We start from the raw sequence: 19,506 nt of genomic DNA on the forward strand, positions 1-19,506 counted from the left end.
CCGGGTGGTGGGCGATACTGGGTTCGAACCAGTGACCCCTTCGGTGTGAACGAAGTGCTCTCCCACTGAGCTAATCGCCCGGCGCACCGCAAACATTACCCCATGTCAGCGGGGCTCCTCGACCATGCGCGGGTCACTCGTCGATCTTCCACGGCATGACGAAGCCGAACTTCCAGAGGTAGACGGCGCAGAGCGCGGCGATGATCACCAGACCGACCGTGGTGAGGATGATGTTCCGGCGCCGGACCTTCGGGTCGAGGGCCCGCTGGGCCGCCTCGGTGACCTTGCGCTTGGTCCAGCGGAGCACCAGCTGGGCCCAGACGAACTCGGTCGCCCAGATCGCCATGCCGCCGAAGATCACCAGCCAGCCGGGGCCGGGCAGGGGCAGCATCACGATGCCGGCGCCGACGACGGCGAGGCCGACGACGAAGACGCCGACCTGCCAGCTCAGGTGCAGGGTCCGGCGGGCCTTGATGAACTCGGGGGCCCGGGACCCCAGCGGCGCTTCCTCGCCGCCGGACCCGGACTTCTCCGGGCCGTGCTCGCCGCTCACCGCGGACTCCCCCGTGCGCTCGTCACTCTCCGCATGCATGGCCCCAACCTACCGGACGGGTCGACCTTGCCGGAATGGATGTATTACCCAAAGTTACATACGCCCATACGAGCTACCTGAACGATCACAAAACAGACAGAGGGGTTTACAACGCCACCGTAGGTGGCATGTCGATTTCGCCGACGTGCGAATCCCCGAGCGCACACTGAGCGAAAGGCCCTGGCGCTTATGAACACCACGGTCAGCTGCGAGCTGCACCTGCGCCTCGTTGTGTCGAGCGAGTCCTCACTGCCTGTACCCGCGGGCCTGCGGTATGACACGGCCGATCCGTATGCCGTGCACGCCACCTTCCACACCGGAGCCGAGGAGACGGTCGAGTGGGTCTTCGCCCGCGACCTTCTCGCCGAGGGGCTGCACCGGCCCACCGGCACGGGCGACGTCCGGGTCTGGCCGTCCCGTAGCCATGGCCAGGGCGTCGTCTGCATCGCGCTGAGCTCTCCCGAGGGCGAAGCCCTGCTCGAGGCCCCTGCGAGGGCCCTGGAGTCGTTCCTCAAGCGGACCGACGCGGCCGTGCCACCGGGCACCGAGCACCGGCACTTCGACCTCGACACGGAGCTCTCCCACATCCTGGCCGACAGCTGAGCCAGGCCGAGAGCCGCACGGCGCCGTCCGACTCGGGGAGACGGCGCCGCGCGGGCAGTCACATACGGAGGACATCGGCGCTCCCCACCGCGCAGCCGGCGCGGTGCGGGGCGCCGATGCCCGTTTCCGGGTCGCGCTAGAGTCAGCGCAATTCGCGGGCGCCCGCCCGCAGCCGGCCAGGGAGCGAAGCGTGCTCATCCCCCACGACACCCGGATCGCCCTCGACACCGTCGTCGATCTGATGAACACCGCCCCCCAGGGCGATCGCGACGACGAACTCGACGACCTCCCGGCGCTGAAGTCCTTCGTGCGCGCCCACAAGATCAGCGACGTGGGCGAGCTCGGAGCCGGGGACCTGCGGGCCGTGCTCGACGTGCGCGACCGGTTCACCGCCGTCTTCTCCGCCCCGGACGCCCGGATCGCGGCCACCCTGATCAACCAGCTGGTCGCCTCCGCGGGCACGACCCCGCAGCTCACCGACCACGACGGCTACGACTGGCACGTGCACTACTTCGCGCCGGGCGCCTCGGTCTCCGACCACCTGGCCGCCGACTGCGGCATGGCGCTCGCGTTCATCGTCGTGGCGGGCGAGCAGGAGCGGCTGCGCCGCTGCGAGGCGCCGGACTGCGGCCGCGCCTTCGTGGACCTCTCCCGCAACCGCTCCCGCCGCTACTGCTCCAGCAAGACCTGCGGAAACCGCCTCCACGTCGCCGCCTACCGGGCCCGCCGCAAGGAAGCCGCGGGCTGAGCCCACCGGGGTCCGGCGGCGCCGCCGGTCTCACAGCAGGAACAGATCGTGGACGGCGGCCATCAGGAGCAGGGCGCCGATCACCGCGAGGAAGATCATCAGCGGCGGCTGGGAGAGCGCGAACAGGCAGCCGCGCGGCTCCTCCGGGGCGCTCGCCGTGGGCGTGGGCGTGGGGGCAGGGGCGGGGTCCCGCGAGGTATCCAGCATCTCGGGGGGATGATGGCGCACGGCCGCCCACGAAGATCGCGCAACACACCCCACGGCAGGGCGTGTTCACCCCATTCCGTGGACACCGGGAAAAGGAACCGCCAGAAGCGGTCAGATCACCGTCGGATCCCGGTCAAATTCCGTGCTTCTTCAGAATCGCCTCGATGTCGCTGAAGTCCTCGTCGGCCGTCTTGCCCTGCGGCCTGGGGGTGGCCCCGCGCTGTCCCGCACCGAGCGAGGGCGCGGACCCCTGGGGCGCCACCGCCTCCCGGGCCTCGCCCCGGCCGGTCTCCGCGCGGCCGGACCGGCGCCGCTCGACGGCCCGCGTGGTCGAGAAGAGCAGCCAGGCCGCGCCGAGCACGCCGAAGCCGGCCCAGGCGGTCGGACTGAAGGCGGTGTCCGCGAGCCACGCCACGGCACCGGTCATCACCAGTCCCAGCGGCACCAGCGCGTAGGCGGCGATCCGGGCCGCCGACAGGAACCGCTTGCGGTACGCCGTGACCGCGGCGATGCCCAGGCCCGCCACGGACACCGCGGAGCAGATGGTCTCGGCGAGCATGCGATCCTCCAGGTCCCGGGTGATACGTCCCTTCCATCCTGCACCGTCCCCGCCCCTGTCGGCCATGGTCCGGCGTCCGGATCAGGGAGATCTCCGGGTCGTCCCCCAGGGAGGACCGGATGGGAGACTCTTCCCATGAGTGAGTCCACCACCCCCGCCTCCCCCGTCGTCCTGGAGGCCTGGTTCGACCTGCAGTGCCCCGACTGCTTCCAGGCCCTCGACGACGTGCGCGCGCTGCGCGAGAAGTACGGCGAGCGCATCGACGTACAGCTGCGGCACTTCCCGCTGGCCAAGCACAAGCACGCGTACGCCGCCGCCCAGGCCGCCGAGGAGGCGGCCGACCAGGGCAGGGGCTGGGAGTACGCCGAGGCGCTGCTCGCCAGGACCGAGGAGCTCGGCGAGCGCGGCGAGGCCGTCCTCCTGGACGTGGCGGGCGAACTGGGCCTGGACGCCGAGGAGTTCGACACCGCCCTGATCGACGGCCGGCACCTGCTGACGGTCGACGCGGACGAGGCCGAGGGCAAGGCGATCAAGGTCACCGGCACCCCGACCTATGTGATCGACGGCGAGCGGCTCGACGGCGGCCAGAGCCAGGACGGGCTGCGCGCGCGCATCGAGCAGATCGCCGACCGCCTCCTGGAGGGCTGAGCCCCGCCGCCTCCCCGTCGGCCTACCGCAGCGTCTTGGCGCTGTTGAGGTGGGTCGTGCGGTAGCCCAGCGACTCGTAGAGCCGGATCGCCGGGGTGTTGCCCGCGAAGACGTGCAGTCCGAGCAGGCTCTCCCCGGCCGCCAGCGACAGGCGCTCGGCCAGCAGCATCAGACCGCGGCCGTACCCCTTGCCGCGCTGCTCCTCGGCGACCTCGACCTCGAAGACGAACCCGCTGCGCTCCCCCGGCTCGAGTTCGAGCCCGCCGGTCCAGAGGTAGCCCACGACCTCCGCGTCCCGCAGGGCGACGACCACCGAGATGCCCGGGGTCGCGAGGCCCTGCGGAAGGAATCTGCGACGGCTGTCCTCGGCCTTGGCCCGGGCCAGCTCCTCCGGCATCCCCCGGTCGATCCAGCTCTGCGCGAAGGCGTCCAGCGACCGCGCCGACCACTGTGCGAACTCCTCCTCGGTGACCGGCCGGAACCCGAAGCCCTCGGGCAGCTCCGGCGGCCCCGCGGCGAGCTCCTTGACCATGTTGCGGCTGCGTTCGGCGTACCCGAGCGCCTCCGCCATCCGCAGCCCGGGCGCCGACTCCGTGGGCACCGAGATCCGCACCTCGCCGCAGCCCCAGCCGCGCAGCACCTCCTCCGAGGCGAGCGCGGCCACCGTGCCCCGGCCCCTGCCCCGGTCCGGCTCGTCGACCACGAGATCCTCGATCACGCCCACCGCCCCGCCGAAGGCGGCGTCGGTGGTCAGGTGGACGGAGCCGACCCGGCGGCTGTTCACGCAGATCTCGTAGGTGCGCGAACGGCCGCCGTCGGCGGACTGCTGGAGCGGCTCGGACGGCCGCAGGGTGGTGGTCATCACGGGAGTTGTACCCACCGGACGGCCGCGCGTCATCCTGTTTTGCGCGCAGGCCCTAGCCGAGTCGCGGATCCCTGTCCTGCGCGGCCCGCTCGTCGAAGACCCGCATGGCCTTCGCGGTGACCGGCCCCGGCGCCCCGGCGAGCTCCCGGTCGTCGACCCGGTGCACGGCCTGGACGTCACGCAGGGTCGAGGTCAGGAAGATCTCGTCGGCGCTCCGCAGCACCTCCAGCGGGAGGTCGGTCTCCACGGCCCCGGTCCACTCCACGGCCAGGGCGCGCGTGATGCCCGCGAGGCAGCCGGACGAGACCGGCGGGGTGTGGACCTGTCCGTCGATCACCACGAAGACATTGGACCCGGTGCCTTCGCAGAGCTGCCCGACGGTGTTGCCGAAGAGCGCCTCCGAGGCCCCCTGCTCGCGCGCCCTGGCCAGCGCCACGACGTTCTCCGCGTACGAGGTGGTCTTCAGGCCCGTGAGCGCACCGCGCTCGTTGCGGGTCCACGGGACGGTGATCACCGCGGTGGAGTCCGGGCGTCGGCCCGTCCCGCCGAGGGCCACGACGAGGCTGGCGCCCGCGTCGCCGCGCTCGGAGCCCAGCGGCGAGAGGCCGCCGGTGTACGTGATGCGGAGCCGGCCGAGCTCCATCGGGTTCGCCTCCAGGACGGCGGCGCAGGCCCGGCGAACCTCGTCGAGGTCCGGGTCGGGCAGCCCGAGGCCGCGCGCGGAGCGGGTGAGCCGCTCCAGGTGGAGGGTGAGAGCAAACGTTTCACCGCGCTCGGCCTTGATCGTCTCGAAGATGCCGTCGCCCACGGTCAGACCGTGGTCCAGGACGGACACCTGCGCGGTCTCGGCATCGTGCAGTGCGCCGTTGACCCAGAGTTTCATCGAGATATGGCCTTTCCGCTCGCCTCGTACGCGCCCGACGCTATCGCGACCAGGCGCGAGGCCTTCAGCTCGGTCTCCGCCCACTCGCCCTCGGGGTCCGATCCCCAGGTGATGCCGGCGCCGGTGCCGAAACGGAGCACGCCCTCGGCCCGGTCGACCCAGAAGGTGCGTATGCCGACGGCGAGCTCGGCGGTGCCCGCGTCCGCGTCGACCCAGCCGATGCCGCCGCAGTAGGGGCCGCGCGGCACGGTCTCCAGCGCCTCGATGATCCGCAGCGCGCTCGACTTGGGCGCGCCCGTGACGGACCCGGGCGGGAAGGCGGCCGCCAGGAGCCCGGGCCAACCCTCGTCCTCGCGCAGCAGTCCGCTGACGGTGGAGACCAGGTGGACGAGGCCGGGGTGCTCCTCGACCGCGCACAGGTCGGGCACGGTGACGCTGCCGGTCTCGCAGACCCGTCCCAGGTCGTTGCGGACCAGGTCGACGATCATCACGTTCTCCGCGTAGTCCTTCGGGAGCAGGTCGTCCGCGGTGCGGCCGGTGCCCTTGATCGGCCCGGAGGTCACCAGGGCGCCCTCACGGCGCAGGAAGAGCTCGGGGGACGCGGTGGCGATCTCCACCCCGTGCGCGGGCAGCCGGATCGTCCCCGCGTAGGGCGCCGGGTTACCGCGGGCGAGGAGCGCGGTGAGCGCGTCCACGTCGGCCAGCGCCGGATCGGGCAGCGGCGCGGACATCACCCGGCAGAGGTTCGCCTGGTACACCTCCCCGCGCGCGATGTGCTCGCGCACGCGGCGCACGCCCGCCGTGTACGCGGCGCGGTCGAGGGACGACGTCCAGTCGCCGGCCGCGGGCCCCCGCCAGGCGCCCGGGACGGGCGCGGGGACCGGGTCCGGTCGTACGTCGCCGAAGCGGGCACAGGTGAGACGGCCCTCGAAGTCCGCGCAGACGGCCCAGAAACCGGTGGAGTCCAGAGCGGCGGGGTCACGGGTGACGTCCCGCAGATCGGTGGCGAGGAGGCCGCCGAAGCGGGCCATGGGAGCGAGGGGGTGCACGCTTGCGAGTCTAGGCGGGCGGGGAACGGCCCGGCGGGGCGAGCGCGGGGCGCGTGCGGGGGCGCGCGTGCGGGAGGGACGCCGGGGGGAGGGACGCCGGGGGGAGGGAAGGGGAAGGGAGAGGGAAGGGAGCGGCCCGGGCGGCGGCTGGGTGCCACCTCGGGGACACGTGGAGTGAACGCCGTACGAACGCTCCCGGACGCCCCGGCGGGGGCGCAGGTCAGCACGCTGCGGAAACGCGTTTTTGTACTGGCCCAGGAATCCGCTAGAGTTCAACACGTCGCCGGGACGCGCAAGCGAAACGGAAACGACAAGCGGACGTGGCTCAGTTGGTAGAGCATCACCTTGCCAAGGTGAGGGTCGCGAGTTCGAATCTCGTCGTCCGCTCGATGTGGGGGATCATCCCGAACCCCTGTATTCACTCCTGGTGGAGTGGCCGAGAGGCGAGGCAACGGCCTGCAAAGCCGTCTACACGGGTTCAAATCCCGTCTCCACCTCCAAGGACGATTAGCTCAGCGGGAGAGCACTTCCCTGACACGGAAGGGGTCACTGGTTCAATCCCAGTATCGTCCACTGGACCTTCGGGTCCTGGATCTTCGGATCCCCCGCGCGATTAGCTCAGCGGGAGAGCACTTCCCTGACACGGAAGGGGTCACTGGTTCAATCCCAGTATCGCGCACGCAGTACCATTGGTCCGGGTTCGTCCTGTACGATCCAGACCGTCCCGCGCGATTAGCTCAGCGGGAGAGCGCTTCCCTGACACGGAAGAGGTCACTGGTTCAATCCCAGTATCGCGCACCACAGAAGAAGCCCCCGGCCGCATCTCGCGGACGGGGGCTTCTTCGTGTCGAACCGTCGGGACGTCGGACGGCCGGCACGCCGGGCGTCACACGTCGGTGCGGGTGGGACGGGACGGGGCGAGCTCCGAGCTCGGGCTCCGGGCCCGAGCTCGGGAGGCCCCGGAGGGGTCAGGAGGAGAAGAGCATCCGGCCGAACCCGCGGTGGTGGCCGCCGTGGTGGCCGTGGTGACCGCCGTGCTGCGGAGCGCCCCACGCCGGAGCCGCGGGCTGCGCCGGGTAGGCCTGCGGGGCCGGCGGAGCCTGCTGCACCCACTGCGACTCCAGGCGGGTCAGGGCCTCCAGCTCGCCGTAGTCCAGGAATATGCCCCGGCAGCCGCTGCACTGCTCGATCTGGACACCGTTGCGGTTGTACGTGTGCATGGGCGCGTGGCACTTGGGACACTGCATGCTCGGCTCAACTCCCTGCCGTTCGGATGGTGCTCTCACCCTACGGGGACGCCGGCGGAGCCAACTCGGTTCGGAGCGAGGCGATTCGACCGCAGGTGTCGATCATCACGTCCTCCACCTCGTCCAGCGGGCGCCCCTCGGCGGTCGACTTGGCCAGCGCGAGCGCCGCGGTCTGCACCGTCAGGGCGCGGGCCGGGACGTCCAGGCGGGCCCACGGGTCCCCGTCCCGCTCCCCCGCGCGCCCGCTCCCGGTGGCCGGGCCGCCGGCCCCCTCGTACGCGCCCAGGAAACGCGACCAGACCTCCGGCGCCAGCAGTCCCGCCGCGAACCAGGCCGCGGGGCGGGCCAGGTCCCAGGCCGGGTCGCCGACACCCAGGTCGTCGACGTCGATCAGGAGCCAGCGCGGGGCGCGGACCAGCTGGCCCAGGTGGAAGTCGCCGTGGCAGAGGGCGAGCGGGCCCGGGCCGGGCGAGGCCGGCGGGGTCCCCGCTTCGGGGGTGAGGGTGCGCCAGGCACGCAGGACCGTCGCGGTCGCCGGGTGGTCCGGAGCCGCGCGGCGCATCCGGTCCACGGCCAGGGCGGCCTTCAGCGGCGCGCGCATCGGCGGCAGGCCGGCCGGGGCCGGGGTCCGGTGCAGCAGCGCCAGGAGGCGGCCCGCCTCCTCCCACGGGGCCGCGCCCGGGTCCTCCGGGTCGACGGGGACGCCGTACGGCCACGCGGTCACCAGGCGCCCGTCGAGCGCCGCGCGAGGGCTCGGCAGCGGCGGCAGGAGCACCCCCGCCAGCTCCGGCAGGGCCGCGACCTCCACCCGCGAACGGAGCGCCGCCCTCTCACCGTCCGGGGCGTGCGACTTCAGGACCAGACGCCCGTGCCGTACGACCGTCCCGTCGGTCCGGTCCGCGAGGACCCCGACCGCGCACGGGCACGTCGACGACGCCCCCGGATGCGCCGCGGCGCGGGCGAGGGCGTGCAGCTGAACGAGAACGGGCTCCTCCACGAGGAGGAGCCTAGACAACGGGGCCGGCCGGCCGGAAAGGCCCCGGGAAAGCGCGAGGGCCGGTCAGCTCCCCAGCTGACCGGCCACACGCTGCCGTCCGCCGCACCCCCGTCCCCACGGGGTTTCCGGCCGGATGTCCCCGACCCGGGCCGCTCTCCCGGGTCCGGAGCGCCGCTCAGCGCCCCAGCATCACGCCCACGGACGACGCCTGAGTGACCACCGCGTCCCAGCCGCCGAAGACGACTACGAGCAGGGTCGCGAGAGGGAGGACCATGGCGGTCGCCACCAGCGGGTGGCGGCGGCTGGAAGGGCGGGGGTTCATCCGCGGTGCCGAGTACGCCATGGGTCCTCTCCTGTCGAGTCTGACGCGGCGGGTGCGGTGACCTCGGGGGACGAGTGCTGCACCCGCCGCTTGACCTCAACACTAGGCAGCGGGGACGCCCCGGACGTCATGCCCGCGTACCGACTTCCGGGCCTCCGAGAGGATGACGCCCGTCCGCTCGGCGTACTCCCCTGGGTGGAGACGCCTCCCCCTGGCTCGGGGTCTTCCCCGAGGGGTGCGTGACCTCCCTCACGTCCCCGCGCGCGCTCCCGGGCGGCGAACCGGCCCCCTCCCAACTGTTGCGGTAGAGGCGGGCGTTGACACGTGGCGTGACTGACCGCCTCTCAAGTGTCGCCCACAGCACTGACAATCGATGCGGGCCCGAGGGCGCGGCCTGTGAGCGCACCGGGGCGGGGGTACGTAAGCTGTGCCACGTCGAACGGACGAGGGGACGGACATGGCGATGATGCGGCTCCGGCGCGAGGACCCGCGGATCGTCGGGTCGTTCCGGCTCCACCGCAGGCTCGGAGCCGGCGGAATGGGAGTCGTGTATCTCGGCTCCGACCGGCGCGGACAGCGCGTCGCGCTCAAGGTCATCCGGCCCGACCTCGCCGAGGACCAGGAGTTCCGCTCCCGCTTCGCCCGCGAGGTGTCCGCCGCGCGGCGCATCCGCGGCGGCTGCACGGCCCGGCTGGTCGCCGCCGACCTGGAGGCCGAGCGCCCCTGGTTCGCCACGCAGTACGTCCCCGGCCCCTCCCTGCACGACCGGGTCGCCGAAGAGGGCTCCCTGCGGGCCGCCGACGTCGCCGCGATCGGCGCCGCGCTCTCCGAGGGGCTCGTCGCCGTCCACGAGGCCGGGGTCGTCCACCGCGACCTGAAGCCCTCGAACATCCTGCTGTCGCCCAAGGGCCCCCGCATCATCGACTTCGGCATCGCCTGGGCCACCGGAGCCAGCACCCTCACCCACGTCGGCACCGCCGTCGGCTCCCCCGGCTTCCTCGCGCCCGAGCAGGTCCGGGGCGCGGCCGTCACCCCCGCCACCGACGTCTTCTCGCTCGGCGCCACACTCGCGTACGCCGCCATGGGCGACTCCCCCTTCGGGCACGGCAGCTCCGAGGTCATGCTCTACCGGGTCGTCCACGAGGAGCCCCAGCTGCACGGCGTCCCCGACGCCCTCGCCCCCCTCGTCCGCGCCTGTCTCGCCAAGGACCCGGAGGAACGTCCCAGCACCCTCCAGCTGTCCATGCGGCTCAAGGAGATCGCCGCCCGCGAGGCGCAGGGGCTCCCCGCCGCTCCCCGGGCGCCGGGACAGCGGGAGCGGGACCGGGACCGGGACCGGCCCGAGGAGCGTCAAGCCGTACGGCCGGCCGCGCGGCCCACCGAGCGGTACACCGAGCGGACCACCGAGCGGCACGGTGAACGGATCGTCGAGCGGCACGGCGAGCGCGCCGCCGAGCGGCACGCGGAGCGCCAGGCCGACCGTGTCACCGAGCGGTCCACCGGTACGCAGGGGCGGGCCGGGAAGGGCCGTCCGTCCACCTCACGCGCCGGTGCGCCGCACTCCAGGCCCGGCACCCGGCCCGGGGCCCGCAGCACCTCCACCGGACGGCGGCCCGCCAACCCCCGGCTGCTGCGTCAGCGGCTCTTCGTCTTCGTCGTGGTCACGCTGGTCGTCGCCCTGGGCATCGCCGCCGCGCAGGCACTTCAGGGCTGAGCCCGAGCCGGGAGCGCGGAGCCCGGCGGGCCGGGCGGGCCGGGAAGGTCAGGACCGGGCAGGCAGGTCGGCCCGGCAGAACGAGCCGGGCAGGCAGGCAGGCAGGCAGGGAGATCAGACCTGCGGGCGGCCGCTCGTCACCGCGTAGAAGGCGACCGCGGCCGCCGCGCCCACGTTCAGCGAGTCCACGCCGTGCGCCATCGGGATGCGGACCCACTCGTCCGCCGCGCGCAGCGCCTGCGTCGACAGGCCCTCGCCCTCCGCGCCCAGCATCAGCGCCACCCGGTCCAGCCGGTGCGGGGCCGCCTCGTCGATCGAGGTGGCCCGGTCGGCCGGCGTGAGGGCGAGCAGCTTGAAGCCGGCCTCCCTGACCGCCTCCAGACCGCGCGGCCAGGTCTCCAGGCGGGCGTACGGGACCGAGAACACCGCGCCCATCGAGACCTTCACCGAACGGCGGTACAGCGGGTCCGCGCAGTCAGGGGAGAGCAGCACCGCGTCCATGCCGAGGGCCGCCGCGCTGCGGAAGATCGCGCCGATGTTGGTGTGGTCGTTGACCGACTCCATCACCGCGACCCGGCGGGCCGTGCCCAGGAGCTCCGTCGCGCCCGGGAGCGGCTTGCGCTGCATCGACGCGAGCGCCCCGCGGTGCACGTGGTAGCCCGTCACGCGCTCGGCGAGGTCCGGCTGCACCGCGTACACGGGCGCCGGGACCTCGTCGATCACGTCCCGCATGACGTCGACCCACTTCGCGGAGAGCAGCATCGACCGCATCTCGTACCCCGCCTGCCTGGCGCGGCGGATGACCTTCTCGCCCTCGGCGATGAACAGGCCCTCGGCGGGCTCGCGCCTGCGGCGGAGCTCCACGTCGGTCAGCCCGGTGTAATCGCTCAGGCGGGGGTCGTCGGGGTCGTCGATCGTGATGAGTTCGGCCACGGGGTGATACTGCCTTGTCCGGGGTGTGGTGCCAATGTGCGGGGTGTTCGGGGTGCGCCGCGGCGCTACTTCGCCGGCTTGTCCGGGGACTCCGCGACCACGTCGCCGATGACGATCACCGCGGGCGGGCGGACCTCCTGGGTCCGCACCGTCTCCGCCACCGTCGCCAGCGTGGCGTCCACCCGGCGCTGGGTCGCGGTCGTGCCCTCCTGGACGAGGGCCAGCGGCGTGTCCGGGGACTTGCCGTGGGCGATCAGGGCCTCGGCGATCTTGTCGATCTTGTCGACGCCCATCAGGATCACCAGGGTCCCGGTGAGCTTCGCCAGCGACGCCCAGTCCACGAGGGAACGCTCGTCGTCCGGGGCCACATGGCCGCTGACCACCGTGAACTCGTGGGCCACGCCCCGGTGCGTCACCGGGATGCCGGCGGCTCCCGGCACCGAGATCGAGCTGGAGATGCCCGGCACGACCGTGCAGGCGATGCCCTCGGCGGCGAGCGCCTGGGCCTCCTCCATGCCGCGGCCGAAGACGAACGGGTCGCCGCCCTTGAGGCGGACGACCGACTTCCCGGCCTTCGCGTGCTCGATCAGGGCGTTGTTGATGGCCTCCTGGGCCATGAAACGGCCGTAGGGGATCTTCGCCGCGTCGATCACCTCGACGTGCGGCGGCAGCTCGTTCAGGAGGTCGCGGGGGCCGAGGCGGTCCGCGATCACGACGTCGGCCTCGGCGAGCAGGCGGCGGCCGCGCACCGTGATGAGGTCCGGGTCGCCGGGGCCGCCACCGACCAGGGCGACGAAGGGGGTGCGGGCGCGGTGCGTCGGCGCCGCGATCGAGCCGTCGCGCAGGCCCTCCACGATCGCGTCGCGCACGGCGGCCGAACGGCGCGGGTCGTGGCCCGTCAGCACGGCCACGGTCACGCCCTCGCTGCGGCCGGTGGCCGGGGTCCAGGCGGTGGCGGCCTCCGCGTCGTCCGAGCGGACGCACCAGGTCCTGGTGCGCTCGGCCTCCGCCGACGCCGCCGCGTTGGCGGCCGGGTCCGTGGTGGCGACGAGCGCGTACCAGGTGTCCGCGAGGTCGCCCTCCTCGTAGCGGCGCCTGGTCCAGGTGATCTCGCCGGCCTCGGCCATCGCCTCGACCGAGGGGGTCGCGGAGGGGGAGATCAGCGTGACGTCTGCGCCGGCCGCTATCAGCGCCGGAAGCCTGCGCTGGGCGACCTGGCCGCCGCCGAGCACGACGACGCGGCGGCCCGAGAGGCGCAGTCCGACGGGGTAGGCGGGGTGCTCTGCGTTGGCGGCGTGGTCGGCCATGTGCGGGCGGCTCCTCGGAGGGGCGGTGCGTGTGGGCACCACGATATCGGTGACCAGGGCTTGTCACGCTGTGACGGATCTCCCGCCGGCGGGCGGCCGGCGTCGGGGACGCTCCAGGGCCCCGCTCAGGGGGGCCGACCGGGGCGGCCCACCCCCTGAGCGGGCCGCCCCGGTCCCGTCTCCCCTCGCGGGAGCGGGGACAGCGGGGCGTTCCCTGTTCTGGTGCTGCTCCTACTTCTCCGTCACGCCCGCGGAGTCGAACGTCGCCACCTCGTGCATCGCGCGGGCGGCGCTCTGGACCAGCGGGAGGGCCAGGAGCGCGCCCGTGCCCTCGCCCAGACGCAGGTCGAGGTCGACCAGCGGGCGCAGGCCCAGCTTGTTCAGGGCCGCCACGTGGCCCGGCTCGGCGCTGCGGTGGCCCGCGATGCACGCCGCCAGGGACTCGGGCGCGATGGCCCGGGCCACCAGGGCCGCGGCTCCGGTCGAGACGCCGTCCAGGATCACCGGGGTGCGCAGCGAGGCCGCGCCGAGGATCAGGCCGACCAGCGCCGCGTGCTCCAGGCCGCCGACCGCCGCCAGGACGCCGATCGGGTCCGCGGGGTCCGGCTCGTGGAGGTCGAGGGCGCGGCGGACCACGTCCACCTTGCGGGCGTGCATCTCGTCGTTGATGCCCGTGCCGCGGCCGGTGACCTCGGTCGGGTCGACGCCGGTGTACACCGAGATGAGGGCAGCGGACGCGGTGGTGTTCGCGATGCCCATCTCGCCGGTCAGCAGGGCCTTGTTGCCCGCGGCGACGAGGTCGCGGGCCGTCTCGATGCCGACCTCGATCGCGGCGATGACCTCGTCGTGGGTCATGGCCTGGCCGATGGTGAAGTCGGCCGTGCCCGGGCGGACCTTGCGGGGAAGGAGGCCCGGCGTGGACGGGAGCTCGCTCGCCACGCCCACGTCGATCACGCAGACCTCGGCGCCCACCTGGTTCGCGAAGGCGTTGCACACCGCGCCGCCACCGAGGAAGTTCGCGACCATCTGGCCGGTCACCTCCTGGGGCCACGCCGTGACACCCTGCGCGTGCACCCCGTGGTCACCGGCGAAGATCGCCACGGCGGCCGGCTCCGGGATCGGCGGCGGGCAGGTGCGGGACAGGCCGGAGAGCTGCGCGGAGATGATCTCCAGCATGCCCAGGGCCCCGGCGGGCTTGGTCATGCGCTTCTGGCGCTCCCACGCCTCGCCGAGCGCCTTGGCGTCCAGCGGGCGGATGTTGGCCACGGTCTCCTGGAGCAGGTCGTGCGGCTCCTCGCCGGGCAGCGCGCGGCGGCCGTACGTCTCCTCGTGGACGACCCAGGACAGGGGGCGGCGCTTGGACCAGCCCGCCTGCATCAGCTCCGGCTCCTCCGGGAACTCGTCGACGTAGCCGACGCAGAGGTACGCGACCACTTCGAGGTGCTCGGGCAGGCCGAGGGCGCGGACCATCTCGCGCTCGTCGAAGAAGCTGACCCAGCCGACGCCGAGGCCCTCGGCACGGGCGGCGAGCCAGAGGTTCTCCACGGCGAGGGCCGAGGAGTACGGGGCCATCTGCGGCTGCGTGTAGCGGCCGAGGGTGTGGCGGCCGCCGCGCGTCGGGTCGGCGGTCACGACGATGTTGACCGGGGTGTCGAGGATGGCCTCGATCTTCAGTTCCTTGAACTGCTTCGCCCGGCCCTTGGGGAGCGACTTCGCGTACGCCTCGCGCTGGTGCGCGGCGAGCTCGTGCATCGTGCGGCGCGTCTCGGCGCTGCGGATGACGACGAAGTCCCAGGGCTGCGAGTGACCGACGCTGGGCGCCGTGTGGGCCGCCTCCAGGACGCGGAGCAGTACCTCGTGCGGGATCGGGTCCGAGCGGAAGCCGTTGCGGATGTCGCGGCGCTCGCGCATGACGCGGAGGACCGCTTCGCGCTCCGCCTCGTCATAGCCGGGGGCGGGGGCGGTCGGGGGGACGGTGGCGTCCTCCAGGGCCTCCAGGGCCTCCGGCGTCTCCAGGGCCTCCTCGGGCGCCGGGGTCCCCTGGGCCTCCTGCGACTCCTGGACCGCTTCCGGCGCCTCCGCCGAGCCGGGCGCCTGCGGTTCGGCCGGGCTCTCCTGCTCGGCGGTCGGCCGGGCCTCGGGCGCCTGGGCCTGGGGCTCGTCCGCCGCGGGCTGCGGGGCCGCCTCGGGCTGCGGGGCCGCCTCGGCGGGCTCCTCGACCGCGACCGGGATCTCCTCGGCCACGACGGGGACCTCGTCGGTCACGACCGGGATGTCCTCGGCCGTGACCTCTACGGGGGCGGCCTCCACCGGCGCCGCTTCCACGGGCTGCTCGGCGACGGGCTCCACCACGGGCGCCTCGGCCGCGAGCTCGGTGGCTTCCGCGACCTCCACGGCCTGCGGCTCGGGCTCACGCGGGGCGGGGACCACGGCCACCGGCGGGGTCGCCACGGGCTGCTCGGCCACCGGCTGCACGGGAACGGGCTGCTCGGGAACGGGCTGCTCGGCCACCGGCTGCTCGGCCACCGGCTGCACGGCGACGGGCTCCTGGACGACGGGCTCCTGCGCGAGCGGCTGCTCGGCGGCGGGCGTCTCGACCACGAGCTCCTCGACGACCGGCGCCTCGGCCACCGGCACCTCGACGGGCACCGGCTGCTCGGCGGCCGGCTGCTCCGGTGCGGGCTGCTCGATCAGGGGCTGCTCCGGGGCCGGCTGGTCCACCGGGGCCTCGGCCGCCGGGGCCTCGGCGAGCGGGAGCTCCTCGGGGGTCGGCTCCGGCTCGGCCAGGGGGGTCGGGGCCAGGTGCGGAGCGGTCGGGACCGAGCCCTCGACCGGGACGAACCGGGCGACCGGAGGGACGACCGTTTCTGCGGGGGCGGCCTCGGGCTGCACGGTCCACGGCACGGCGCCCTGCGGGGCGGTCTGCTGGTCCTGCGCCCCGTCCAGGTACTCCAGGCCGGCCGTCGGCGGGCCCGGGGTGTGGACCGGCATCGGGGCGGGGGCCATCGCGGCGACCTGGACGGGCGCGGGCTGCGGGGCCGGGGCGGCGGGGCCGCGGTCGGCGAGGGAGCGGACCGCGGGACCGGTGCCCTCGGGGAGCGGCGGGCCCATGTGCAGGGGGCGGCGGGCCGGCGGCGGGGTCGTCGCGGCGCCCGGCGGGGGCACCCGGACGCCGCCGAGGTCGACGGAGCCGGTGTCGCGGCCGGCGGCCTCGTGGGCGCCGGTGTCGAGGACGCCCGGCTCGTACCCGTACTCGGGCTCCAGCGGGACGCCGTGGGCCGGGGTGTGCGGGGGCAGCGGCACGCCCTGCGGCGGGGTGGCGGTCACCTGGTCCAGCGGGGCCGTCAGCGGGTCGACGGGCGGGGCGGGCACGGCGACGGGCGGTGCGGGCGGGACGCCCGGCTGGTGCTCGCTCCAGGCACCCTGGGCGCCCGGCATCAGAAGCAGGTCGTCGTCCTCGGCTGCGTGCTCGGAGGGGTCCAGGAAGGTGTACGCGCCCGGAGCGGGGATGCCCGGCTGCTCGACCATGCCTGCGTTCTCCGGCAGCCCCTCGCCCGGGATCTGGCCGGTGTCCGTCATGCTGCGTACCCCTCGCCCATCGGTTGTGCTCCTTCAGACCTTCGCCCGCCAAGACAAGAACGAGCGTGCGTGCCGTGCGGCACGAAGGACGCGCGGACACCCATGCATTGTCCCGGCCCTCGGCCATCCTGGCAGGCGGATCCGACACGGTTCGCTGTGGACTGCGCCACGTCGCGCGGCCCCCACGGCTCCGTACCACATCAGAGGCCCAAAGCGGCCCCCGGTTCAGGGCATTGGCGAACAAATCGCCGAACGTCCCGGTGCGGTACAACAATCGGCCAGCCTACCTCCCCCGCCGCTCCCCGCGATCACGGGGAGCGCCGGGCCCGGACGCCGCTGAGAAGGAACGCGACGGTCCGTTCGCGTTCGCTCCAGTCGGCCGGGTCGAGGCCCACGGTCTGCAGCAGACGGCACTCCACGGTGTAGCCGCCGTCGGCCAGGGCGGCGCCGATCGCCTCGGCCTCGTCACGGGTCGTGGCGTGCGCGACGATCCGTTCCGGACGGCGGTCGGTGCAGGCGGTGACGACGGGGACTCCCCCGCCCCCGATGCGTACGACGTCGGGTTCGGGCAGGCGTTCCAGTACGTGCGGGGCGCGGCCGGGGACGGCCTGGAGCAGGACGCCCGCGCGGCGGGCGGCTGCCTCGGTGCGGGCGCAGGCCTCCGGGTCGGCGTCGACGGCGATGACGGCGGCGCCGGAGCGGGCGGCGTCGACGGCGAAGGCGCCGTCGGCGCAGCCGATGTCCCAGACGAGGTCGCCGACGCGGGGGCCGAGGCGGGCGAGGTGCGCGGCGCGCAGGTCGGGGTCCTGGCCGGCGCGGCCGCCGGTCTCCGCGGTGGGCAGCGCCCAGCCCCGTTCGGCGGGGGTGTCGTCGCCCATGAGCCAGGCGCCGGTGCGGCCCGGGGCGGGGGTGGGGGTGCCGCCGATGACGATGACGACGTTGGGGTCGCGCCAGACGTGGTCGGCGGCCTTGTCGGAGGTGAGGACGCTGACCTGTTCGCGTGTGGTGCCGAGCTCCTCGCAGATGACGAAGGTGCGGTGGACGCCGTCGAGGAGGAGGGCGAGCTCGGCGGGGCCCGCGCCGGGCGAGGTGAGGACGGCGACCTTGGGGTGGGCGCGGCAGACGTTGACGGCGCGGCGCAGGGTGCGCTGGTGGGCGACGACGATCCGGGCGTCGTCCCAGGGCATTCCGGCGCGGGCGAAGGCGGCGGCGACGGAGGAGACGGCGGGGACCACCTCGACCTCCAGGCCGTGCTCGGGGGCGCGCAGGGTGCGGACGACGCCGAAGAAGCCGGGGTCGCCGTCGGCGAGCACGACGGCGGTGCCGCGGTGGCCGGCGATCCTGCGGGCGGCGAGGTCGACGCTGCCGAGGCGGACGCGTTCGGCGGAGGGAGGCACTTCGGGGAGGGCGAGGTGGTGCGCGGCGCCGGCGACGAGGGTGGCGGCGGCCAGGGCGGACCGGGCCGCCGCGGTGAGGGGCGAACCGTCCCAGCCGATCACCGTGACCCGGTCGGCCATCTGTCTCTGTCTCCCTGGAGGTATGTGCAGGTCGGGGGCGGAACGAGCCTACCCGGGCACGTTCCCGATCAGCTCCAGTCGGCGTAGCCGGAGTAGCCGGCCTCGGCGAGCTGGTCGGCGCTGTCCAGGTCCTCGGGGAGGAGGCTGTACACGATGTAGTCGGTGCGCAGGTCCTCCCATGCGCCGTCCTCGGCGCGGGTGCGCGCTATGCACGCGTTGCGCAGGACGCCCTCGCTGATGCAGCCGATCTTCTGGGCGACCTGCTGGGAGGCGGTGTTGTCGGCGGCGGTGCGCAGCTCGATGCGCTCGAACCGCTGGTCGCCGAAGAGCCACTGGGCGGTGGCGAGCGCCGCCTCGGAGGCGTATCCCTCGCCGCGCGCCCAGGGGGCGACGATGTACGACAGTTCGGTGGAGCGCACCCGCCAGTTGGTCTTGGCCAGCTGGACGACGCCGACCAGGCGCTGGGTGAGGAACTCGGTGACGGCGAGGTCGAGGCCGCGGCCCGCGGCGCGCTCGGTGGGGGCGTACTCCTCGATCCAGCGCCGGGCGGCGTCCTCCGTGAAGGGCTGCGGGACCGAGGTCCAGGCGGCGACCAGCTCGTCGTTCATCATCTCGGCGAGCGCGGGCACGTCGGCCGGTTCGAGCGCGCGCAGCACCAGGCGGTCCGTGCTGATGGAGATGGACGGGAAGGTCGTAGTCATGCTCAGCTCCATACGTGAAGACCGTGAACGCACAGCATGCAGCATGGGGCTGCCGCAGCGCATGCGCGGGTGAGCCGAAGGCCCCGCTCGCCGGACGGGGCGTGCGGGGCCTTCTGGTGGAGGACCGTACTACGGGGGCCTTCTGACGGGCCCTCGGGTGACGGGGTGTTACTTCGCCGCGCCGAAGGCGGGGATGACCGAGCCCTTGTAGGTGTCCTCGATGTACTTCTTCACCTCGGGCGAGTTGAGCAGCTTGGCCAGCTTCTCCACGCGGGCGTCCTTCTCGTTGCCCTGCTTGACGGCGAGGAAGTTGGCGTAGGGGTTGCCCTCCGCCTTCTCCAGCGCGAGGGCGTCCTTGGCCGGCTCCAGCTTGGCCTCGATGGCGTAGTTGCCGTTGATGACGGCGGCGTCGACGTCGTTCAGGGCGCGGGGCACGGTGGCGGCCTCCAGCTCCTTGAACTCCAGGCCCTTCTTGTCGCTGATGTCGGACAGCTTGGCGTCGGTGCCGACGCCCGCCTTCAGGGTGATGAGCCCGTTGTCGGCGAGCAGGTGGAGGGCGCGGCCCTCGTTGGTGGTGTCGTTGGGGACGGCGATCGTCTGGCCGGCCTTGATGTCCTTCAGCGACTTGACGCTCTTGGAGTAGAGGCCGAGCGGCTCCAGGTGGACGTTCACCACCGGGACGATGTGGGTGTTGTTCTTCTTGTTGAAGTCGTCGAGGTACGGCTTGTGCTGGAAGAAGTTGGCGTCGACCTGGCCGGTCTCGGTGGCGGTGTTCGGCAGGACGTAGTCCGTGAACTCCCGCACCTCCAGCTTCAGGCCCGCCTTCTCGGCCAGGTTGTCCTTGACGAACTTGAGGATGTCGGCGTGCGGCGTCGGGGACGCGGCGACGACGAGCGCCTTGTCGGCGGATCCGGCGGCGTCCTTGGAGGAGGACGGGTCGGAGGAGGTGCCGCAGGCGGTGAGGCCCAGAGCGAGAGCGGCGGTGGCGGCGATGCCCGCGGTGAGCTTGATGTTGTTGCGCACGAAGAGTGCCTC

General features: G+C 73.6%; 19 protein-coding genes and 6 tRNA genes. 9 read left to right on the forward strand and 16 right to left on the reverse strand.

Features of this window, described 5'->3' with window-relative positions; all coding sequences use genetic code 11:
• Positions 1 to 5 precede the first annotated feature (5 nt).
• Both OG309_RS07080 and OG309_RS07085 read right to left on the reverse strand, forming a co-directional pair.
• Positions 6 to 80: transfer RNA gene (locus OG309_RS07080), tRNA-Val, on the reverse strand.
• Between the two features lie 53 nt (positions 81 to 133).
• On the reverse strand, positions 134 to 592 hold the full coding sequence (locus OG309_RS07085) for a TIGR02611 family protein (RefSeq protein WP_329419040.1): 459 nt from the start codon (positions 590 to 592) through the stop codon (positions 134 to 136).
• A gap of 189 nt (positions 593 to 781) precedes the next feature.
• On the opposite strand from OG309_RS07085, the gene OG309_RS07090 reads away from it, so the two are divergent.
• Both OG309_RS07090 and OG309_RS07095 read left to right on the forward strand, forming a co-directional pair.
• Positions 782 to 1,195 carry an SsgA family sporulation/cell division regulator gene (locus tag OG309_RS07090; RefSeq protein ID WP_015032345.1) on the forward strand — a complete coding sequence of 138 codons (414 nt, stop codon included), beginning with the start codon at positions 782 to 784 and terminating at the stop codon, positions 1,193 to 1,195.
• 190 nt (positions 1,196 to 1,385) lie between these two features.
• Entirely contained in the window at positions 1,386 to 1,943 is a 558-nt protein-coding gene (locus OG309_RS07095; RefSeq protein WP_329419042.1) for a CGNR zinc finger domain-containing protein, read from the forward strand.
• Positions 1,944 to 1,973: 30 nt separating this feature from the next.
• On the opposite strand, the gene OG309_RS07100 is transcribed toward OG309_RS07095, so the two are convergent.
• Positions 1,974 to 2,150 carry a hypothetical protein gene (locus OG309_RS07100; RefSeq protein ID WP_329419043.1) on the reverse strand — a complete coding sequence of 59 codons (177 nt, stop codon included), beginning with the start codon at positions 2,148 to 2,150 and terminating at the stop codon, positions 1,974 to 1,976.
• A gap of 133 nt (positions 2,151 to 2,283) precedes the next feature.
• On the reverse strand, positions 2,284 to 2,709 hold the full coding sequence (locus OG309_RS07105; protein ID WP_329419045.1) for a hypothetical protein: 426 nt from the start codon (positions 2,707 to 2,709) through the stop codon (positions 2,284 to 2,286).
• 135 nt (positions 2,710 to 2,844) lie between these two features.
• On the opposite strand from OG309_RS07105, the gene OG309_RS07110 reads away from it, so the two are divergent.
• Entirely contained in the window at positions 2,845 to 3,357 is a 513-nt protein-coding gene (locus OG309_RS07110) for a DsbA family protein (RefSeq protein ID WP_329419047.1), read from the forward strand.
• Positions 3,358 to 3,379: 22 nt separating this feature from the next.
• On the opposite strand, the gene OG309_RS07115 is transcribed toward OG309_RS07110, so the two are convergent.
• From OG309_RS07115 to OG309_RS07125, 3 genes are read right to left on the reverse strand one after another with little or no spacing between them, the layout of a single operon-like run.
• Positions 3,380 to 4,219, reverse strand: coding sequence for a GNAT family N-acetyltransferase (locus OG309_RS07115; RefSeq protein ID WP_329419049.1), 840 nt, complete (start codon positions 4,217 to 4,219; stop codon positions 3,380 to 3,382).
• Positions 4,220 to 4,274: 55 nt separating this feature from the next.
• Positions 4,275 to 5,105, reverse strand: a complete 831-nt coding sequence (locus OG309_RS07120) for an aminotransferase class IV (RefSeq protein WP_329419050.1) — start codon at positions 5,103 to 5,105, stop codon at positions 4,275 to 4,277.
• Positions 5,102 to 6,154: a chorismate-binding protein gene (locus OG309_RS07125; RefSeq protein WP_329419052.1), complete on the reverse strand. Its 1,053-nt coding sequence runs from the start codon at positions 6,152 to 6,154 to the stop codon at positions 5,102 to 5,104. The genes OG309_RS07120 and OG309_RS07125 overlap by 4 nt, the downstream gene beginning before the upstream one ends.
• A gap of 314 nt (positions 6,155 to 6,468) precedes the next feature.
• On the opposite strand from OG309_RS07125, the gene OG309_RS07130 reads away from it, so the two are divergent.
• From OG309_RS07130 to OG309_RS07150, 5 genes are all read left to right on the forward strand, one after another.
• A tRNA-Gly gene (locus OG309_RS07130) sits at positions 6,469 to 6,541 on the forward strand.
• A 39-nt stretch (positions 6,542 to 6,580) separates the two neighbouring features.
• Positions 6,581 to 6,654 (forward strand) — tRNA-Cys (locus OG309_RS07135).
• A 1-nt stretch (position 6,655) separates the two neighbouring features.
• Positions 6,656 to 6,727 (forward strand) — tRNA-Val (locus OG309_RS07140).
• 34 nt (positions 6,728 to 6,761) lie between these two features.
• Positions 6,762 to 6,833 (forward strand) — tRNA-Val (locus OG309_RS07145).
• Between the two features lie 47 nt (positions 6,834 to 6,880).
• A tRNA-Val gene (locus tag OG309_RS07150) sits at positions 6,881 to 6,955 on the forward strand.
• A 167-nt stretch (positions 6,956 to 7,122) separates the two neighbouring features.
• On the opposite strand, the gene OG309_RS07155 is transcribed toward OG309_RS07150, so the two are convergent.
• The 3 genes from OG309_RS07155 to OG309_RS07165 all read right to left on the reverse strand — a co-directional run bounded on the left by OG309_RS07155 (position 7,123) and on the right by OG309_RS07165 (position 8,741).
• On the reverse strand, positions 7,123 to 7,401 hold the full coding sequence (locus tag OG309_RS07155; RefSeq protein ID WP_329419054.1) for a TFIIB-type zinc ribbon-containing protein: 279 nt from the start codon (positions 7,399 to 7,401) through the stop codon (positions 7,123 to 7,125).
• Positions 7,402 to 7,441: 40 nt separating this feature from the next.
• The gene (locus OG309_RS07160; protein ID WP_329419056.1) at positions 7,442 to 8,398 is read right to left on the reverse strand and encodes a phosphotransferase family protein; all 957 of its coding nucleotides are present in this window, start codon (positions 8,396 to 8,398) and stop codon (positions 7,442 to 7,444) included.
• A 175-nt stretch (positions 8,399 to 8,573) separates the two neighbouring features.
• Positions 8,574 to 8,741: a hypothetical protein gene (locus OG309_RS07165; protein WP_329419057.1), complete on the reverse strand. Its 168-nt coding sequence runs from the start codon at positions 8,739 to 8,741 to the stop codon at positions 8,574 to 8,576.
• Between the two features lie 436 nt (positions 8,742 to 9,177).
• Here OG309_RS07165 and OG309_RS07170 point away from each other — a divergent pair, with 436 nt between their 5' ends.
• Complete coding sequence (locus OG309_RS07170) at positions 9,178 to 10,434, forward strand: serine/threonine-protein kinase (protein ID WP_329419059.1); 1,257 nt, start codon at positions 9,178 to 9,180, stop codon at positions 10,432 to 10,434.
• A gap of 114 nt (positions 10,435 to 10,548) precedes the next feature.
• Here OG309_RS07170 and OG309_RS07175 read toward each other — a convergent pair whose 3' ends face one another.
• The 6 genes from OG309_RS07175 to OG309_RS07200 form a co-directional block, all read right to left on the reverse strand.
• The gene (locus tag OG309_RS07175) at positions 10,549 to 11,367 is read right to left on the reverse strand and encodes a TrmH family RNA methyltransferase (protein WP_329419060.1); all 819 of its coding nucleotides are present in this window, start codon (positions 11,365 to 11,367) and stop codon (positions 10,549 to 10,551) included.
• Positions 11,368 to 11,432: 65 nt separating this feature from the next.
• Complete coding sequence (gene cobA, locus OG309_RS07180; RefSeq protein ID WP_329419062.1) at positions 11,433 to 12,674, reverse strand: uroporphyrinogen-III C-methyltransferase; 1,242 nt, start codon at positions 12,672 to 12,674, stop codon at positions 11,433 to 11,435.
• A 231-nt stretch (positions 12,675 to 12,905) separates the two neighbouring features.
• Positions 12,906 to 16,253: a nicotinate-nucleotide--dimethylbenzimidazole phosphoribosyltransferase gene (gene cobT / locus OG309_RS07185; protein WP_329419064.1), complete on the reverse strand. Its 3,348-nt coding sequence runs from the start codon at positions 16,251 to 16,253 to the stop codon at positions 12,906 to 12,908.
• Positions 16,254 to 16,561: 308 nt separating this feature from the next.
• A complete protein-coding gene (cbiE, locus tag OG309_RS07190; protein ID WP_329419066.1) occupies positions 16,562 to 17,770 on the reverse strand; it encodes a precorrin-6y C5,15-methyltransferase (decarboxylating) subunit CbiE in 1,209 nt (402 codons plus the stop codon).
• Between the two features lie 68 nt (positions 17,771 to 17,838).
• The gene (locus OG309_RS07195; protein ID WP_329419068.1) at positions 17,839 to 18,471 is read right to left on the reverse strand and encodes a GNAT family N-acetyltransferase; all 633 of its coding nucleotides are present in this window, start codon (positions 18,469 to 18,471) and stop codon (positions 17,839 to 17,841) included.
• A 168-nt stretch (positions 18,472 to 18,639) separates the two neighbouring features.
• Complete coding sequence (locus OG309_RS07200) at positions 18,640 to 19,494, reverse strand: MetQ/NlpA family ABC transporter substrate-binding protein (protein WP_329419069.1); 855 nt, start codon at positions 19,492 to 19,494, stop codon at positions 18,640 to 18,642.
• Positions 19,495 to 19,506 lie beyond the last annotated feature (12 nt).

It is taken from the genome of Streptomyces sp. NBC_01268 (assembly GCF_036240795.1).
Taxonomy (GTDB): Bacteria; Actinomycetota; Actinomycetes; order Streptomycetales; family Streptomycetaceae; genus Streptomyces.

What these genes read in the sequence shown, in the direction of transcription:
- OG309_RS07085 (WP_329419040.1), bottom strand. Translation starts at nt 592, where the DNA reads ATGCATGCGGAGAGTGACGAGCGCACGGGGGAGTCCGCGGTGAGCGGC.
- OG309_RS07090 (WP_015032345.1), top strand. Translation starts at nt 782, where the DNA reads ATGAACACCACGGTCAGCTGCGAGCTGCACCTGCGCCTCGTTGTGTCG.
- OG309_RS07100 (WP_329419043.1), bottom strand. Translation starts at nt 2,150, where the DNA reads ATGCTGGATACCTCGCGGGACCCCGCCCCTGCCCCCACGCCCACGCCC.
- OG309_RS07105 (WP_329419045.1), bottom strand. Translation starts at nt 2,709, where the DNA reads ATGCTCGCCGAGACCATCTGCTCCGCGGTGTCCGTGGCGGGCCTGGGC.
- OG309_RS07110 (WP_329419047.1), top strand. Translation starts at nt 2,845, where the DNA reads ATGAGTGAGTCCACCACCCCCGCCTCCCCCGTCGTCCTGGAGGCCTGG.
- OG309_RS07115 (WP_329419049.1), bottom strand. Translation starts at nt 4,219, where the DNA reads ATGACCACCACCCTGCGGCCGTCCGAGCCGCTCCAGCAGTCCGCCGAC.
- OG309_RS07120 (WP_329419050.1), bottom strand. Translation starts at nt 5,105, where the DNA reads ATGAAACTCTGGGTCAACGGCGCACTGCACGATGCCGAGACCGCGCAG.
- OG309_RS07155 (WP_329419054.1), bottom strand. Translation starts at nt 7,401, where the DNA reads ATGCAGTGTCCCAAGTGCCACGCGCCCATGCACACGTACAACCGCAAC.
- OG309_RS07165 (WP_329419057.1), bottom strand. Translation starts at nt 8,741, where the DNA reads ATGGCGTACTCGGCACCGCGGATGAACCCCCGCCCTTCCAGCCGCCGC.
- OG309_RS07170 (WP_329419059.1), top strand. Translation starts at nt 9,178, where the DNA reads ATGGCGATGATGCGGCTCCGGCGCGAGGACCCGCGGATCGTCGGGTCG.
- cobA (WP_329419062.1), bottom strand. Translation starts at nt 12,674, where the DNA reads ATGGCCGACCACGCCGCCAACGCAGAGCACCCCGCCTACCCCGTCGGA.
- cobT (WP_329419064.1), bottom strand. Translation starts at nt 16,253, where the DNA reads ATGACGGACACCGGCCAGATCCCGGGCGAGGGGCTGCCGGAGAACGCA.
- cbiE (WP_329419066.1), bottom strand. Translation starts at nt 17,770, where the DNA reads ATGGCCGACCGGGTCACGGTGATCGGCTGGGACGGTTCGCCCCTCACC.
- OG309_RS07195 (WP_329419068.1), bottom strand. Translation starts at nt 18,471, where the DNA reads ATGACTACGACCTTCCCGTCCATCTCCATCAGCACGGACCGCCTGGTG.